The sequence below is a fragment of the Desulfosporosinus orientis DSM 765 genome, assembly GCF_000235605.1.
Taxonomy (GTDB): Bacteria; Bacillota; Desulfitobacteriia; order Desulfitobacteriales; family Desulfitobacteriaceae; genus Desulfosporosinus; species Desulfosporosinus orientis.
Map to the genome: position 1 here is coordinate 2,879,938 of NC_016584.1, position 16,833 is coordinate 2,896,770.

The window sequence follows — 16,833 nt, forward strand, 5'->3', positions numbered from 1 at the left end:
CAGCATGAAGATTCCACGGATTGTCCTGGCGGGAACGCATAGTGGAGTGGGGAAAACAACCCTGGCTACGGGTTTGATGGCGGCTTTAAGCAAGCGCCAGCGCCCTATCCAAGGATACAAGGTTGGACCTGATTATATTGACCCCAGTTATCATGCGGCAGCCACGGGAAGGGCTTCCCGTAATCTTGATCGCTGGCTGTTGGGAGATCATCTTCCTGCCGTTTTTGCCCAAAGCGCCAGGGAGAGCTGGGCTGTTATAGAAGGTGTTATGGGAATGTTTGATGGGATGAGCGGAACCCCTGGTTATGGAAGTACAGCGGATGTTGCTAAACTTCTTCAGGCCCCGGTTATTCTCATTGTGGACGCATCCTCTATGTCCCGGAGTGTAGCTGCTCTGGTTCATGGTTTCAGCACTTATGATCCTCAAGTTAATCTTCAAGGAGTCATTCTTAATCGTGTCAAATCCTCAGCTCAAGAAACGATCCTCCGCGAAGCTCTTAGCGAAATAAAAATTCCGGTACTGGGTGTTCTGCCTAAGGAATTATCTCTAAAGCTTCCGGAACGGCATTTAGGCTTAGTTCCTGTAGGTGAGGGCGGTCTTTTAGAAGGCTTTATTGAATCTTTGTCTGACTTGATCAGTAAACATATTGATTTAGAACAAGTTGAGAGGATTATGCTGAGTGCGCCGGAATTCAGCGAGCCTGCACCTTTAGCAAAAGCAGAACCACTAAAGCATCCCGATCAGCCCTTTCGCTTGGGTCTGGCCTGGGATGAAGCTTTTCTCTTTTATTACCAGGATGCTTTGGACATGGCAGAACGCTTGAATTCCACCATTATACCTTTCAGTCCTTTACATGATTCAGCACTTCCGGAAGGCTTGGATGGGATTATTCTGGGCGGTGGTTTCCCCGAATTGCATCTGAAGAGCTTAAGCGAAAACACGCCGTTCCTGGAATCCCTGCGCTCTTATGCCGATAGTGGCAGGCCCATTTATGCTGAATGCGGAGGATATATGTATCTTGGTAAGTCCATACAGGATTTTGAAGGGAAGGAACTTCCCATGGCCGGACTAATTCCTATGAAGGCAGAAATGACCAAACGCCTCCAGGGAATTGGTTATCGTAAAGGGGTGTTCCGTGAGGATAATTTCCTGGGTCCCAGGGGAACCACAGTTCAAGGGCATGAGTTTCACTATTCACGGGTGGTTTATGAAAAAGAATATTCGCCTGTTTATGATCTGTTCCGAGGGGACCGGCCGGATCGAATGGAAGGGTATGCTAAAGACAATATTGTTGCTTCTTACTTGCACCTGCATTTCTCAGGACATCAAGAATTGCTGGAGTACTGGTTTACTCATTCAGGGAGAGCTAAGGTATGATCACAGTCTATACCGGACAGGGCAAAGGAAAGACCACCTCGGCTGTGGGAGAAGCCCTGCTTGCTTATTCTGAAGGGAAGAGAGTCCTGATGGTACAGTTTCTCAAGGGAAGTACGTACAGCGGGGAATTAGTGGGGCTGAACCGTTTAGGAATTCCTCTTATCCAATTTGGAGTTGGCTGTCGTTGGTCAGGGATGATTCGAACTGGTCTAAAGCATTGCACGGGGTGCGGAGAATGTTTCAGAGAAAATCGCAATCCTGACATAGCCCTGGATTTAGTTCAGCAAGCCTTAGAATATGTTTCAGGCCAAGTGGGAACGAATACCTACCATATGATTATTCTGGATGAAATAAGTCACGCCATCAATCGTGGTTTTCTCAATTTAGATCAATTAAGGAAGCTCTTGTCAGATGAATCCTCCCGGCAGGTTCACTGGATTCTTACCGGCCGGGGTATGCCAGAGGAATTAGAACCGTTGGTCGACCATTGGTGGGATCTAAACATGCTGAAACATCCTTTTTCGCAAGGGGTTAAAAGTCGTAGGGGGATTGAATATTAATGGAATTCACAGTCGGGTTGGCCCGGTGTCCGGGAACATGTGGAGAATGGGTACAAGGGGCTCGAGAAGGGGTTCCGTTTCTGATTGATTGTCCCATTAATCGATTTTCCGAGGCTAGGGTAGCATTATCCATGCACGCTGCAGGCTGGGATCTTTCCGATAATAAAATTAAAGCGCGTCAAGTGTTGGAATTACTCAAAGAAAACTTGGGCTTGCCTAAATTGGGGGGGAAAGTAGAATTTTTGCATCAGCTTCCCGAAGGAAAAGGTATGGCAAGCTCCACGGCAGATATCAGCGCTGTGGCGGCGGCAGCTTTAGTAGCCCTTGGCGAAGAGCCTGTTCCTGAGCGTTTGGCCCACTTAGCATTACAGATTGAACCTAGTGACAGTGTCATGTTTCCGGGAATTACGGAGATAGAACATGTGCAGGGACACAATTATCGTTTCCTCGGCTCTTCTGTTCCGGCTGTTTTTTTAGCTCTGGACTGGGGCGGAGCTATTGATACTAAAATGTTTAATGCTCGACCGGACTTAGCTGGACATTATCGACGTCACGAGGGAGATATTGGCAAGGCCTATCAGTTGGCTTGTGAAGGAATCGGCCAAGGAGACCTGGAAAAACTGGCTGCAGCAAGTACCATCAGTGCGAAATGTAATTTGGAAATTAATCACAAAGCCTTGTTCCATCCCTTTTTAGCTTGGGTTCGTGAAAAAGGCGGACTGGGTGTTGTGACTGCTCATAGCGGGACTCTGTTGGCCGGAGTGTTTCCTCAAGGAGAGTCCTTTAATCATAAAGCTATCAGTAACTTAAGGGCTGAAGCTCAGCAGTGTTTTACTCCCGTTTACATTGATTCTTTTTACAGTCACTCAGGTGGGATAACCGCTGCAAAAGATCTGAACTCCATTCAGCTTAAGCAGGTAGAGTAGATAACAGGAAATCGGGGGTGATACTATGCATGGCGGAAATCTGCGCAGAGCTAAGGAATTGTATGGACTGGAAACCTTTATTGACCTGTCCGCAAATATTAATCCCTTTGGACCCCCTGCAAGAGTGTGGGATTCCTTAGAAAAGGGGATGCCAGATATTGTACATTATCCGGATCCTGAGAGCATTAATTTAAGGAAGACTCTTGCCGGCTCCTTAAGTTTGGCATTAGAAAACATTATGGTGGGCAATGGAGCAGGAGAGCTGATTTTTACAATTATGCAAGCCTTGAAGCCTCAAAAGGTAGTGATACCCATACCAACCTTTAGTGAATACGAGCGTGCTGCAGGTGCTGTAGGCTCCGAAGTGCTTCACGTACCCTTTGGGCCTGAGGGTTGGACCAGGTTCAAGGGTTCAGATAAAGAAACTTTAGAAATCTGGAAAGGAATCCTTAAAGGGTGTGACTTACTCTTTCTTTGCTCTCCCCATAATCCTACGGGAAGCGTTATTGACAAGGATTTTTTTGAATATATCCTCAGGATAACGAAAGACGGCGGCTGCAAAATCCTTTTTGACGAGTCCTTCCTGGACTTTTTACCGGATGAGTGTCGGAAGTCGGCTCGGCAGTATTTAGCTGGAAACGAGCATTTAATCGTGCTGTACTCCTTAACAAAATTCTATAGTATACCAGGACTGCGCTTAGGTGCTGTTTTTGCTCACCCTTCACTGATTACCAACTTTGATCAATACCGTGATCCTTGGTCTGTAAATGTATTTGCTCAACAGGCCGGGATTGCGGCATTAGAGGATTTGGAGTATCCCAGTGAGGTTCGAGGAAAAATACAGGAAAGCAGAGGGTATTTTTACCGGGAGTTTGAGCAATCCAGTTTTCCTGATCTTAAACTATGGCCATCTGCCGTCAATTTTGCCTTAATTCAGGTATTCAACCACCCTACAAAAGCACTGATCGAGCATTTAGGACGGTTAGGCATTCTTGTGCGGGATTGTTCCAGTTTTGAGGGTTTGCACGCTAACTTCATACGGGTAGCTATCAAAGATATCCCTGTTATGCAGCGCTTAATCGAGGGGGTTAAAGACTGGAGTAAAAGATCATCAACAACATGAGACAAGTAAAGATCGATACAAATTCAGCAAAAAAATCCCTGTGCCTATAACGTTTGAAAGACTAAAATTAGACTTAACTAAAAACTCTAAATAGTTGTACTACATCTAAGGCCATTAAATTTAGGAACTTTTTAATTTGTAGGTCAGCTAAAAAAATTAAGGAAATTAAAAGGAGGAACTAATTAACATGCTAGTTGTTGGAGAATTAATTAATGCCAGCCGTAAGGCTATAGGGGAGGCAATCAAAGCACAAGATGCAGAATATATCCGGAAGATTGCCAAAGATGAGTTTGAAGCCGGGGCAGATTACATAGACGTTAATGCCGGAATTTTTGTCGGTAAAGAAGCGGAATACTTGCAATGGCTGGTTAAGAATGTTCAGGAAGTAGTAGATGCTCCTTGCTGTATCGACAGCCCGGATCCCAAGGCTATTGATGCAGCCTTATCCGTACACAAGGGTACTGCTATGATCAACTCAATTTCGTTGGAGAAAGAACGTTATGATGCCTTGATACCGGTGGTTGCGGGAACAGATTTGAGAGTTGTGGCACTCTGTATGAGTGACGACGGAATGCCTGAAACCATGGATCAGCGTTTGAAAATTGCCGAAAAACTGATTGACGGACTGGTTAAAAACAATGTTCCGATTAACAACATCTATGTAGATCCTTTAGTTCAGCCCATTTCTACCAACAGCACTTTTGCAGTGGAATTCATCAACTCTGTTGAAGCGATTATGACACGCTTCAAAGGGGTTCATACTATGTGCGGACTGTCCAATGTATCTTATGGGCTGCCCGTTCGTAAATTCATGAACCAGGCCTTTGCTATCATGGCTATCGGTAAAGGTTTAGACGGCTTGATCATCAATCCTTTGGATAAAATGATGATGGCAAGCTTAGTTACAGCGGAAGCCCTGGCCGGCCGCGATGATTTCTGTGTCAATTACCTTAAAGCCTATCGCAATAAACAATTTGATTTCTTAGGTTAATCTCCTTTCGCTTATTCCGATCTATTCGCATAAAGGGCAGTCGCAGAGAGAATTTCTTTGTGGCTGCCCTTATTAATACTACTCTGAAAAAAGCCTCTTGGGTAGACAGCGGGTCGGTTCTTCTGTCTGGCTCTTGAGAGGAGCGCTTTTCTAGTTATGTTAATCCGTGCGAAGACAGTGTCTTCGTACAGCACGCGTCTGCGAGTTCCGCCGCTGCCTCGCTGGACGGTTCGCGAGCGCGTCCGAACCTCTGGGTATTCCTGCATGTGTGCCGCTCCTTGCCATCCTTGGCACCGCGGCATCAGTCCATCCATGGACAAGTCCTGCGGCGCGCTACGGGGACGCGAACCGTCGGCGCTCGTCTTAGCGCGGCTTCACTGACGCATCCGCTTAGCTGAAAAAGCGCTCCTTCTGCAGTTTATTGGGAGCGGAAGATGAAATTTGAGGGGCTCGGGTCAGGTTCGCGGAATCTTTAAGCATTTTTCATCCTCTGCTGGCGCTGCGGCAGCGGCATGGGGGTCTATCCTGAAAAAGGCACCCGAAAGCTCCAAAATAATCTGAAGAATCCAACTTTGTTTTCGTCGTGGGCGCCAGCCAAGTTTTCTAATGCCGGCGGATTTCCAGTAGTTTGAGAAGAGAAACTGACACGGCACTCAAAGTTTTCGCGGACGCCACGAAAACTTTGAGTGCCGTATGACTAGGGTTACATTTAATTATCAAGGGCGAAAAAAGAGGTCAAGGCTTCTTTTTTTAGACCGTTCCCGATAAAGCTGACAATGCCGATTTGGGTGTCCGTTGTTTCTTCAATGGAATATTGTCCCTCCACATAATTGAATTCAAGAAAAGCAGAACCGGAATTAAGAATGCCTTTGCCCCGCATCACCTTGCCCAAGGCCCCGGTCTTACATATTTCCAGGATGCCCTCCAACTGAGAGAAGCTTATGATTTTAGAAGTTTTTAAGCCTACGGAATCAAAGTTATGATCGGGGAAATGACTGGGAAAGGTCAAGGGGAACTCAGAAGTCCGGTTGATTAAAGCCTTGGTGTCCTGAGCCGTTAATTTGGCCCAATCTTTAGAAAGGACAGGAGCCTTTTCATTAAGGAGCTGCAGTTCCTGCACAATAGGGTCAAGATTCTTGTCATCAAGAAACTGTGCTTTGCTTATCACCAATGATGAAGCATTGAGGATCTGGCTTTTAAAAAAAGCTGAGTGACTTTGGATATTGTCGGCAAAATTCAGAGCGTCAATCACGGTAATGACAGAGTTAATGGTGCATTTGTCAGCTATTTCCGGGTCGCGGAAGACATCCAGAATCTCACCGAAAATAAAAATTCCCGAGGGTTCAAAGATAATTCTGTCAATTTTCTGGTTTAATAACTGTTTTAAGGTATAGAGAAAGTCTCCTTTAAGTTTACAGCAGACGCAGCCATTAGATAGTTCATAAACCTCAAAGCCCTCAAATTCAAGAATCTCCCGATCGACATTGACTTCTCCGAAATCATTTTCAATTAGAACAATCTTCTCACATGTATCAAGAGAATGAAGGATCTTTTTGACGAGAGTGGTTTTGCCGGCGCCTAAAAAGCCAGAGACAATATCAAATTTTACCATATCCATTGTCCTCCTATGAATCAAAGTAATTGTCTCATTATAAGTAAGCTTAATGATATTTCTCTGACTATACCATGGATTATTTTGTATTATTGGGGATTTTCCGATGACATTTTTAAGGGCAACAGGGCATTAATCGGTGGTTTCGGAGAAGAAAATCCGGGACAGAACTGGTTAAGATCTATACAGATAAAACAAAAATGTCCATGTAAACAATTTGGATAAACAATTACAATAACATCAACGAGATAAATCAAAAATTTTTGAAGATTCTTTCTATACTTTTTTTGTCGAAGAGAGAGTTGGTGAAGTGAGGTGAGAGGAATTTGGGATTGTAGCTGTGGATTAGGCAGGCAAAAATAATTGACAAACTATGAAGAACGAGGAGGATAATGTATGTTTGATTTTACTGAATTGAGTAATGCCGTTATTGAAGGGGATAATGCGCAAGTCCAGGCGAAGGTTAATGAAGCCATTAATACCAAGGTAGATCCTTTGGAAATTATTAATCAGGGACTCATCGGAGGTATGAATGTTGTTGGACAGCGCTTCAAAGTTAATGATATGTTTGTACCGGAAGTATTAATGTCGGCTCGGGCCATGAATATGGGTATTGAATTAGTAAAGCCCTTGCTGGCCGGCGGGGAAATGACCAACAAGGGTACGGTTATTATCGGAACAGTTAAAGGCGACCTCCATGATATCGGCAAGAGTTTGGTCGGCATGATGCTGGAGTGCACGGGATATAAAGTTGTGGATTTGGGCGTGGACATTGCACCGGAAGAGTTTGTGGTGGCTGCCAGAGAAAATAATGGACAAGTCTTAGCTCTTTCCGCCTTGCTCACTACCACCATGTTGTCTATGAAATCCACTGTCGATGTCTGTGTGGAAGAAGGCATTCGCAATAATGTCAAAATTATCGTTGGCGGCGCTCCCATTACCCAGGAATTTGCCGATCAAATTGGTGCTGACGGTTATGCCGGAGATGCTGCGGGGGCTGTGGAATTAGTCAGCAAGTTAGTGACTGAAATGGCTGCGCGCTAAAAAAGGGAGGGTTTTATTGTGGCAAATATTCAATTTACGGAACTTGCTTATAATAACGCGGATGAGATTATTTATGGTTATGCCAAGAAACCGGTTGTCTGCAATAATGGCATGGTTATCGGCGGAGGAACTGTTTATCCGGAAGTCAATCTTACTTTGCCGACGATGCTGATTAGTGAAGAAACCATGCCAAAAGTATTAGCCCAGTATGACGAAATGATCCATGGTATTTGTTCTAAAGCTCATGAGCTTCATTCTCCGGGTTTTATTATTGAAATTGAACTACTTCCTCCCTGCACCTTTAATCCTCAATGGGGCAAAGATGTAACCAAGGTTGTTAAGGGAGTCATGGATGAATATAGCACCAAATTCGGACAGAAAAGTCTCCTCAGGATGACGGTGGTTGATGTTCGCGAGGGCAAAACCCTGGCTCATATGTATAAAGGCGAACACTGGGATAATGTTATTAATACTTTTAAAGGATGTGCCGAAGCGGGAGCGGATTTCCTGGCTATTGAGTCCATTGGCGGCAAGCAGCTTCATGATGAAGCGGTTATGAATTGTGACTTGCCGAAAGCGGTCTTCTCTTTAGGAGCTATCGGCTGCCGGGATATGGGTATTCTATGGGATGAAATTGTTAAAATTTCACAAGAATATAACTGCATCCCCTCTGGAGATACGGCTTGCGGCTTTGCCAATACCTCCATGGTTATGGCCCATAAGAATTTTATTCCTAAAGTTTTTGCTGCTATTGACCGGGTTATGTGTGCGGTCAGAACCTTAGTTGCCGTGGAACGGGGTGCGGTCGGACCGGATAAAGACTGCGGCTATGAAGGCGTATATCTTAAAGCTATTAGCGGAACCCCGATTTCTATGGAAGGAAAAACCGCTGCCTGTGCTCACTCAAGTTGCGTCGGAAATATTTCTGCCAGTGTCGCGGACTGCTGGAGCAATGAATCGGTAGAAAATATAAGATTACTGGGCGGAATGGCACCCACCGTCTATATTGAACAGTTGATTTATGACTGCCGTTTAATGAACGGGGCGACCACCAGAGGTTCCGCTAAAGAAATCAGGGATATTCTAATTGAATCGGATAAAATGTACGATCCTCAGGCTTATATACTGGATCCTAAAGTAGCTTTCAGGATCAGCGGGGAGATTATTAAAGGAAAAACTCATTTTGAACGGACCAAAATAGCTGCTGCCGCTACTATTAATGAAATAAGAGCAGGATTTAAAGATGGCTTGCTTCAACTGGATGCCAAGGAATTGAAATACCTGGATATCTTTGAAAAGCAATTAAAAGCAATTCCCGATGATGAAGCAGAATTTGCTAAACAAATTTTGCCGATGTGCACAGTCGATAAATTTGATCCTGCCAAATACGATTTTAATGTAGCTGCAAAATAACATGTATTTTAGCATCTGAAACATTTATTTTATTATAGAAGTTCCCCTAATAAAATTATTCTGGCACCCTTTTTCCGGTTGTTTAGCTTAAAATTTACCGGATTAAAGAGTGCCCCTTTGAATTTTTAAATTTTTCATAAAAATACAGTTTTGCTTATGGTATAATGTTAATAATAAGTTGAAATATAGTTTTAGCCGCCTTTTCTTCCAAAATGGGACGGGAATTAACTGAGTATTTGCACATAGGTATGTGTGAAACTACTTTGGAGGTGGTAATATGAATAAGAGAGAGGTTAACCAGGACAAAAAACTGCAATGGCTCGAACAATTAGTCGGGCGTAATCTATTGGAAAAAATGCTATGCTCTTTTTCTAAATCTACCGGTTTAAAGGCGATTCTCGTAGATAACAAGGGTAATACCTTAATTTCTCCGGATCATGCCAAAAAGGATTGTGATTTTTGTGAGATGATTAAATCTGACAGCAACGGTGCTAAGAAATGCCAGCGATCCTATGCGCGGGCTTGCACTGAGGCTTCAAAATATGGAGAGCCTTATATTTTTCGTTGTCATGCCGGTTTAATAATGTGGGCGGCGCCGATTTTACTGGACGAATATGTTGGCTCAATTATTTGCGGGCAGGTACTGATGTGGGAACCCGAAGACTATTTTCTGGAAGAAATTGAAGAAATGGTTAAGGGTCTTAATATTGATGTAGCAGCAGTCAAGTGGTCTGCCTCCCATTTAGAAATTATGTCAAGTGATAAAGTGCAAGCAGCAGCGGACCTGTTATTTGTCGTCGCCAACCAAATTATGCAAAGCGGCATGACGGTCTTAGAACAGCGAAGAGAGATAGCCGCTCAACAAGCAAGATTAGCGGAAGAAATACAAGCCCGTAAACGTGCGGAAGTTGCTATGAACACCATTGAATCCAGAACCAAGAGAATTAATTCTTTAGAGAAAGAACAAGAACTCAAATTGAAAGTGCGAAATGGAGAAAAACGTACAGCAGAAAAACTGTTAGAAAAAATTTTGGTGGATGTTTTTTCCAAGGACTCCAATCATTTAGATACCTTGAAAACCAGAATGATGGAACTTGTCGTGATCATATCCAGAGCTGCTGTGGATGGAGGGGCTGAATTGGGTGAAGTCTCACAGCTTAACACTCAGTTTTATCGAGAAATACTTGAGATTACATCTCCCGATGAACTTTGTTTATGGAGCAAAAAAATGTTAGAGACTGTTATGAATTATATTGAAACCAATAAAAATCAGAAGAACCTGCAAGCAATCCAGAAAGCTGCTGAATTTATACGGAAAAATTATCGGAATAAACTGACAATCGATAACATTGCTCAGGCCGTTTATTTGAGCCCTTGCTATGTCAGCAGAATTTTTAAACAAGGTTTAGGTTGCACCTTAATGGAATATCTCACCCAGGTGCGGGTGGAAGAAGCTAAGGCTATGCTGAAGGATCCTAAATATAACGTCATGCAGGTTGCTGAAGAAAGCGGTTTTGAAGATCCGGGCTACTTTACCAGAGTTTTTAAGAAGCTTGAGGGAGTAACTCCAAGCCGGTATAAACAACATGCATTATAATGAATACCACTTCTTAAGGAATCAGATAAGGAGAGTGGAGGAGATTGGCAACGACGGAATTAGAGTTGGAATTAATCACAAAAGCATTGATCAAAGGGCAAGCCAGTCGAGTAAAGACTCTGACTTTGTTAGCTATTGAAAATGGGGTCACTCCCCAAAGGATTTTTCAACATGCTTTACTGCCCGGCATGCAAGTTATTGGCAGCCAATTTCGAGATAAAGCAATTTACATTTCAGATGTACTCATAGCATCAAGGGCGATGCATGCGGGACTGCATGCTTTAAAGCCACTCCTTTCTCAGCCCAAGCAATCGTCATTGGGTAAAATAGTTATTGGCACAGTTGCTGGGGATTTACATGATATCGGCAAAAACCTAATTGTTATGATGTTTCGGGGTGCCGGCTTTGAAGTCATTGATCTAGGCATTGATGTTCAAACGGAGGATTTTATGGAGGCAGTAATAAAACATCAACCTGATATATTAGCCTTGTCAGCGATGCTTACGACAACTTTACCCATGATGCCTGAAGCAATAACTGAGTTAGAACGTTTACAGTTACGCGACAGTGTTAAGATAATTATTGGCGGAAACCCTGCTACCCAAGAATTTGCTCAGTCAATCAAGGCTGACGGGTATGCGGTGGATGTATTTAAAGCCGTTGATTTAGCGGTGCAGTTTGTGCAGTGAGGTTTGAAACTATGATTTACAGAGAGTTATTGCAGTATGTGCTACGGAGTAAACTAGGAGTTCCTTACCTAAGATAAGGAGAACTTCTAGTTTATTTTTTGTTTGGAGGAACTGGGGCGAATTTTCTAATTCCTGTCTAAGGTTTGACTACGAAAGATTGATTTTGGAAATAACTAGACTCTATGAAAAATTTGCATAATAATGGGGGAGGATTACCGGTATGATAGGGTACTTAATGTTACTCATAAGCCTTCTCCAGGTTGTACTCTTGGGCAGAGAAATAATCTTAGAAAACCGTTCCCCAGGCAATACAGTGACTTGGATTTTTATACTTGCTCTCTTTCCGGTACTAGGTTTGATTCTTTATATACTGTTTGGAAAATCCACTCATGGACCAATGTTTCATGGCAAGCATTATCAGGATAACCCGATAAATCGTTGGGTTAGTCAACAGCAATTTGCTATTAAGAACAAGGAATTGCTGTCTCACAGGGAGATGAACTTTGATTTAAAATTGCTCAATCTCCACTTAAACTCAGGATTTGCTCCATTAACCATCAATAATCAAGCAGAAATATTATTAAACGGCGGAGAGAAGTTTAAGGCATTATTCTATGCCTTGGAAAAGGCCTCTCACCATATTCACCTCAGCTATTTTATTTTTAATGATGATGAAATTGGGGAAGATGTGTTAAAAATTTTGTCTCGTAAAGTAACTGAGGGAGTGGCGGTACGAGTTATTCTCGATGGCATGGGAAGCCTGTCAATTTCCGGAACTATGATGAGACGTATGAAAACAGCAGGCATACAAGCAAAGTGGTTTTTCCCCATACAATTTCCTTATTTAACCTCTAAATTAAATCTGCGCTATCATCGCAAGATCGTTGTTGTTGATGGAAGTATCGGTTTTATTGGAGGATTAAACATTGGAGATGAATATTTATCCCGGGATTCTAAATTAGGTTTTTGGAGGGATACTCATTTAAAGCTACAGGGAGAAGCAGTCCATGCCATACAAGCAGTCTTTTTGAATGATTGGTATTATGTCACTCGTCAACAGATTAAGGGTGAACACTATTTTCCGAAAACTAAGATTTCTCAAATGTTGCCTATACAAATACTTGCCAGTGGACCAGACTCAAAATGGAACTCCATTTTGTATAGTTTCTTTAGTTCTATTACCATGGCAAAAGAGAGTATCTACATTGAAACTCCATATTTTATCCCGGATCAAAGCCTGATTATTGCCCTAAAAACGGCGGCACTCAGCGGTTTAGATGTTCAACTTATTGTCCAGGGGATACCTGAACACAAATTTACCTATTTAGCTATGAATTCTTATTTTGAAGAATTACTTCAGGCTGGTGTGAAAATTTTTCAATATATGAAAGGAACCCTACATGCCAAAATCCTGATTATTGATAATCATCTAGCTTTAGTAGGATCTGCCAATATGGATATACGAAGTTTTTTTCTTGATTTTGAGATCAGCGCCTTTATTTATGACCCAATAATTACCGAAGAATTAATCAACTATTATGATCTGGATTTAAAAGACTGCAATAAAGTTATTCTGGAGGAATTCCAGCATCGCTCATCCATAGAAAAATTTAAAGAATCCAGTGCCCGTTTGCTTTCTTCTCTCTTGTAAGCAGACAGGGGCAGACAAGGGGACGGTTCTTTTGTCTTGAGGCAGGACAAAAGAACCGTCCCCTTGTCTGGTTTTTAAAAATTTAGTGTCAGATAATCTGATATTTGTGCGTCTATAGTGTAGATGTAGAATTATAGATATAATAGTTTAAGTATTAGACAGAAAAAAATTTTCAAGAGAGAAGGCAGGAGGCTGGCGACGAGGTGGAAGCCAATTCGTCTTTTGATGAAATCTATGAACTAATGTTTCCCGTGATCTACCGATTTGTATCCATAAGAATTCCTAAAGCGGATGTAGAAGATGTAACCGCTGAAATTATTGTAAAAGTATGGCGTGGTTTACCTAATATGGAGAAAAAGACAGCTTTAAAATCCTGGGCCCTGACCATCGCTAATCATCAGATCGCGGACTATTACCGAAGCAACAAGCGTGCTCCCATGATAACCTTAGATGATGCACCATTGCCCATATCAGAACATCCTGATCAGAGTGAGTCTTGGGCAACTCTTTTAAGTGTCAAAGAAACCTTGGCCAAACTTTCTCCTCAGCAAGTTAATGTTATCCAACTTCGTTTAATCGAAGGATTCAGTGCCGGAGAAGTGGCAGAAATATTAGGAACAACCCAGCAGGCAGTGGACAGCCTTCTATACCGGGCAAAAAAAGGGTTCCGAAAAATCTACCAGGGGAACCTGGACAGAGGAGGCAGAGTCCGATGAAAGGATTTTTTGATAAAAAGGATCTCACCGTTCTCTGGGAAGAGGATGGAGATTTGCAGCGTATGAAAGAATTCTTTTCAACGATTGACGGGGATACTGAGGATAAGGAAACAATTAAGCTGAGTATCAAACAAAAAGCTTTAGAGAAACTTGCTAAAACCGAAGGATTGGAAGACTTGCCGGTCTACCAGCCCAGGTATGAGAAGAAAGGTTTTAAACAATGGACATCTTTGGGTTGGTGGAAATCACCGGGGCAGTGGAAGTTAGCCCTTCCCATAGCTGCTCTTGCCATTCTTATTGTCATTGGGCAAGGCGCCCTAAGCAACTCATGGAGCATTTTTCCGCGCATGGGCAGCTCAGAAAAATCGACACAATCTGCGGATATAGCTATGCAGGCACCCCCGCCAAGTGATTCGACGGGTGCAGGTACAGAATTCAATGTCAAAAGCAAGTCCTTTAGTAACAGTGCTGAAGTCAATGGAGGAGCAGAACACCAGCCACAAACTCAGTTTGGTATGGACAGTACTTCTATTATGGAAAACAAAGCTGTTCTTCCCGTTCCGCCGGATCAAGGCAATGTTCCTCCCGCCGATGAAGAGATGCCTCGTAAAGTTACTCATAATTTAGACTTGACTCTAGAAGTGGCAAATATCAATGAATCCGTGGACAAGATTAGTCAAGAAATTCAGAGTCTGGGCGGATACGTCGTAACTTCTCAGCAAAGTGATTCGGATAATTACTCCTCAGCGTATTTAACGGTTAAGATTCCTGCTGATAAGCTTAACGGTTTACAAGATTCGGTTTCATCATGGGGTAAGGTTCTGGATCAGCGTCTGCAGGCCAATGATATTACCAATGAATACTATGATTCTCAAGCGCGTTTGCAGGTTTTGGAGGCCGAAGAAAAACGCTATCTTGAAATTCTCGAGCAGGCCAAAACCGTTGATGATGTGCTTAGAGTTGAAGACTCACTGAGCAATGTTCGACAGCAAATTGAACAATTGAAAGGTCAATTAAAGCTTTGGGATCATCAAGTCAATTATTCTACAGTGACCTTCCAAATTGTCACGCACCAAACCCCTAATCTGAACGTCAAGGACCCATGGCAGCCTGTCTCGTGGAGCGAGACTTGGCAGGCGGCCAAGGACGCTGTGTTAAAAACCTTGAGCAGTACGTGGAACGGACTCAATTATTTGGTTGTCGGCTTAGGTTATGCTATACCCTATTTGCTGATTGGCGGCATCGCTTGGGGGATTTATCGATTCTGGAAAAAACGGAATAGGTAGGTTCCTTGGGTCTCGGATTCCTTAGAAATACGCCTTAATGCGGCTTATAAGCTGCATTAAGGCGTATTTTTCACGACTTCACGCATTGTAGACATTCTGCGCATTATGCTTATCGCTTGCTTAAAGAATTGGATCAACTTTACGTATATAGAATAACTCTGTATAATAGTAAAATATAATCTTTAACCAGTATTTAGGGGGTTTTTACTTGAAACTAACAAAGCGGACAAAGTTAATTACCGATATTTTGGGAATTGTTGCGGGTGCTATCCTTGCCGCTTACGGGATTCAAGGCTTTATTGTATACTCTGGGTTAAGCGGAGGTGGAGTGGGAGGTATTGCTCTGCTCCTTTTCTATACGTTAGGTTTGCCGATTGGGATTATGACCTTTATTCTCAATGTACCTTTATTAGTGTTGGGCTGGCGTGAGATTGACAAGAAATTTGTCTTTAAAACCATATGGGGCTTGGCCGTTTTTTCTGTGTTTTTGGATTTGTTTAGGGGGGTTCAGCCCTTAGACTTTAGTGATGTTTTCTTAGGGGCACTTTATGGAGGAGTTATCTCTGGACTGGCTTCCGCCGTCGTATTCCACTTTGGCGGGAGCTTAGGAGGCACTGACATTATCTCCAAAGTTATTCAGCAAAAGTACGGGGTGCCTATGGGAACGTCTGCACTAGCAATTAATGGTGTTATCATTTTGATATCCTGGGCTGTGCTGGGTTCAAAAGCAGCTCTCTATACATTGGTTTTGCTCTTTGTCTATGGACGGGTATTGGATATTATCCAGAGCGGTGTCCCTTCCAAATCAATTACCATAATTTCAGATCGTTCTGAGGCCCTGGTCGATCGAATTATGGTTGATCTGGGCCGGGGTGCTACTTTTTTACATGGACGCGGGGCTTATTCTTGCGAACCTAAAGACATAATTATTTGTGTCGTAAGTCTTCCCGAAGTTGGGCGTTTAAAACGAGCCGTCCGGGAAGTTGATCCCCAGGCCTTTATTATTATTCAAAACGCAGGAGAAGTATTTGGGAGTGGATTTATTGCCAATGAGTGAACTACTTCGTTTCAGAATCCAGAGCTCTGAGTTCACTTAATGTAGCGAAACGATAACCACGAGCTTTTAATTCATCAATAATCGGACCTAAAGACTTAACTGTTTGAGTGCGTTGATAGCCACCGTCATGCATAAGAATAATTGATCCCGGAAAGACATTTTTTAGAACATTGTTTTGTATTGGTTTGACACCGGGGTTCATCCAATCTTTACTGTCGACACTCCAAAGTGCGACAATATGGCCATGCTGTTTAATTGTTGCCAGTTGGGTTTGACTCACCAACCCTCCTGGTGGACGATAATACAGGGTATGGGAACCTGTTGCAGAAAAGACAATGTTGTCGGTTTTATTGATTTCTTCAACTAAATGTATTTGCTGATAATCATGGTTAAAACCATGATTTCCAATTTCATGGCCATCTTTGGCTATGCGCTTTAACAAATCAGTGTATAATTGTCCCGCATCCCCTAAAATGAAAAATGTGGCATGCACGTCCTTTTCCTTAAGGATATTTAATACTTCCGGTGTATCAATAGGGTCAGGTCCATCGTCAAAGGTTAAAGCTACAATGTTTTCCTGGGTATTTGCCATATAATAAGTCCCGGGAGTTCGAACCAAGGATGGAACCGTTAAGAAATGCTGTGTTGTTGTCAGTACGATCCCTATCACAAGCAAAAACAAAAAGGTCAGAAACAGTTTGCGGCGATATAAAACGTAGATGCGCATATCTTTCACCCCCACATCGCTTCTATATAACTATGGATAAAATTCCTTTTCCATGCATGGTAT

The 16,833-nt window shown here is 42.8% G+C and carries 15 protein-coding genes; 13 read left to right on the top strand and 2 right to left on the bottom strand.

The window, feature by feature from the left end:
* Positions 1 to 4: 4 nt before the first annotated feature.
* The 5 genes from DESOR_RS13475 to DESOR_RS13495 all read left to right on the top strand — a co-directional run bounded on the left by DESOR_RS13475 (position 5) and on the right by DESOR_RS13495 (position 4,978).
* Entirely contained in the window at positions 5 to 1,378 is a 1,374-nt protein-coding gene (locus DESOR_RS13475) for a cobyrinic acid a,c-diamide synthase CobB (protein WP_014185141.1), read from the top strand.
* Positions 1,375 to 1,938: a cob(I)yrinic acid a,c-diamide adenosyltransferase gene (locus tag DESOR_RS13480; RefSeq protein ID WP_014185142.1), complete on the top strand. Its 564-nt coding sequence runs from the start codon at positions 1,375 to 1,377 to the stop codon at positions 1,936 to 1,938. The genes DESOR_RS13475 and DESOR_RS13480 overlap by 4 nt, the downstream gene beginning before the upstream one ends.
* The gene (locus tag DESOR_RS13485; protein WP_014185143.1) at positions 1,938 to 2,864 is read left to right on the top strand and encodes a GHMP family kinase ATP-binding protein; all 927 of its coding nucleotides are present in this window, start codon (positions 1,938 to 1,940) and stop codon (positions 2,862 to 2,864) included. Before DESOR_RS13480 ends, DESOR_RS13485 begins: the two co-directional genes overlap by 1 nt.
* A 25-nt stretch (positions 2,865 to 2,889) precedes the next feature.
* Entirely contained in the window at positions 2,890 to 3,987 is a 1,098-nt protein-coding gene (locus DESOR_RS13490; RefSeq protein ID WP_014185144.1) for a pyridoxal phosphate-dependent aminotransferase, read from the top strand.
* Positions 3,988 to 4,174: 187 nt separating this feature from the next.
* Positions 4,175 to 4,978, top strand: coding sequence for a methyltetrahydrofolate cobalamin methyltransferase (locus DESOR_RS13495; protein WP_014185145.1), 804 nt, complete (start codon positions 4,175 to 4,177; stop codon positions 4,976 to 4,978).
* A gap of 709 nt (positions 4,979 to 5,687) precedes the next feature.
* On the opposite strand, the gene DESOR_RS13505 is transcribed toward DESOR_RS13495, so the two are convergent.
* Positions 5,688 to 6,590: a CobW family GTP-binding protein gene (locus DESOR_RS13505; RefSeq protein ID WP_014185147.1), complete on the bottom strand. Its 903-nt coding sequence runs from the start codon at positions 6,588 to 6,590 to the stop codon at positions 5,688 to 5,690.
* A gap of 396 nt (positions 6,591 to 6,986) precedes the next feature.
* Here DESOR_RS13505 and DESOR_RS13510 point away from each other — a divergent pair, with 396 nt between their 5' ends.
* From DESOR_RS13510 to DESOR_RS13545, 8 genes are all read left to right on the top strand, one after another.
* Complete coding sequence (locus tag DESOR_RS13510; RefSeq protein ID WP_014185148.1) at positions 6,987 to 7,634, top strand: cobalamin B12-binding domain-containing protein; 648 nt, start codon at positions 6,987 to 6,989, stop codon at positions 7,632 to 7,634.
* Between the two features lie 18 nt (positions 7,635 to 7,652).
* The gene (locus DESOR_RS13515; protein WP_014185149.1) at positions 7,653 to 9,047 is read left to right on the top strand and encodes a methyltransferase MtaB domain-containing protein; all 1,395 of its coding nucleotides are present in this window, start codon (positions 7,653 to 7,655) and stop codon (positions 9,045 to 9,047) included.
* A 277-nt stretch (positions 9,048 to 9,324) separates the two neighbouring features.
* A complete protein-coding gene (locus tag DESOR_RS13520; RefSeq protein ID WP_014185150.1) occupies positions 9,325 to 10,644 on the top strand; it encodes a PocR ligand-binding domain-containing protein in 1,320 nt (439 codons plus the stop codon).
* Between the two features lie 44 nt (positions 10,645 to 10,688).
* Positions 10,689 to 11,333, top strand: coding sequence for a cobalamin B12-binding domain-containing protein (locus DESOR_RS13525; protein WP_014185151.1), 645 nt, complete (start codon positions 10,689 to 10,691; stop codon positions 11,331 to 11,333).
* A gap of 220 nt (positions 11,334 to 11,553) precedes the next feature.
* The gene (gene cls, locus DESOR_RS13530; RefSeq protein WP_014185152.1) at positions 11,554 to 12,984 is read left to right on the top strand and encodes a cardiolipin synthase; all 1,431 of its coding nucleotides are present in this window, start codon (positions 11,554 to 11,556) and stop codon (positions 12,982 to 12,984) included.
* A gap of 203 nt (positions 12,985 to 13,187) precedes the next feature.
* Positions 13,188 to 13,700: an RNA polymerase sigma factor gene (locus tag DESOR_RS13535; RefSeq protein ID WP_014185153.1), complete on the top strand. Its 513-nt coding sequence runs from the start codon at positions 13,188 to 13,190 to the stop codon at positions 13,698 to 13,700.
* Positions 13,697 to 14,986: a DUF4349 domain-containing protein gene (locus DESOR_RS13540; protein ID WP_014185154.1), complete on the top strand. Its 1,290-nt coding sequence runs from the start codon at positions 13,697 to 13,699 to the stop codon at positions 14,984 to 14,986. The genes DESOR_RS13535 and DESOR_RS13540 overlap by 4 nt, the downstream gene beginning before the upstream one ends.
* A gap of 208 nt (positions 14,987 to 15,194) precedes the next feature.
* Complete coding sequence (locus DESOR_RS13545) at positions 15,195 to 16,043, top strand: YitT family protein (protein WP_014185155.1); 849 nt, start codon at positions 15,195 to 15,197, stop codon at positions 16,041 to 16,043.
* A gap of 1 nt (position 16,044) precedes the next feature.
* Here DESOR_RS13545 and DESOR_RS13550 read toward each other — a convergent pair whose 3' ends face one another.
* Complete coding sequence (locus tag DESOR_RS13550) at positions 16,045 to 16,770, bottom strand: polysaccharide deacetylase family protein (RefSeq protein ID WP_014185156.1); 726 nt, start codon at positions 16,768 to 16,770, stop codon at positions 16,045 to 16,047.
* Positions 16,771 to 16,833 lie beyond the last annotated feature (63 nt).

Bases quoted from the DNA above. Each gene is read 5' to 3' on its own strand.
- DESOR_RS13475 (WP_014185141.1), top strand. From the start codon at position 5: ATGAAGATTCCACGGATTGTCCTGGCGGGAACGCATAGTGGAGTGGGG.
- DESOR_RS13480 (WP_014185142.1), top strand. From the start codon at position 1,375: ATGATCACAGTCTATACCGGACAGGGCAAAGGAAAGACCACCTCGGCT.
- DESOR_RS13485 (WP_014185143.1), top strand. From the start codon at position 1,938: ATGGAATTCACAGTCGGGTTGGCCCGGTGTCCGGGAACATGTGGAGAA.
- DESOR_RS13490 (WP_014185144.1), top strand. From the start codon at position 2,890: ATGCATGGCGGAAATCTGCGCAGAGCTAAGGAATTGTATGGACTGGAA.
- DESOR_RS13495 (WP_014185145.1), top strand. From the start codon at position 4,175: ATGCTAGTTGTTGGAGAATTAATTAATGCCAGCCGTAAGGCTATAGGG.
- DESOR_RS13505 (WP_014185147.1), bottom strand. From the start codon at position 6,590: ATGGTAAAATTTGATATTGTCTCTGGCTTTTTAGGCGCCGGCAAAACC.
- DESOR_RS13510 (WP_014185148.1), top strand. From the start codon at position 6,987: ATGTTTGATTTTACTGAATTGAGTAATGCCGTTATTGAAGGGGATAAT.
- DESOR_RS13520 (WP_014185150.1), top strand. From the start codon at position 9,325: ATGAATAAGAGAGAGGTTAACCAGGACAAAAAACTGCAATGGCTCGAA.
- cls (WP_014185152.1), top strand. From the start codon at position 11,554: ATGATAGGGTACTTAATGTTACTCATAAGCCTTCTCCAGGTTGTACTC.
- DESOR_RS13540 (WP_014185154.1), top strand. From the start codon at position 13,697: ATGAAAGGATTTTTTGATAAAAAGGATCTCACCGTTCTCTGGGAAGAG.
- DESOR_RS13550 (WP_014185156.1), bottom strand. From the start codon at position 16,770: ATGCGCATCTACGTTTTATATCGCCGCAAACTGTTTCTGACCTTTTTG.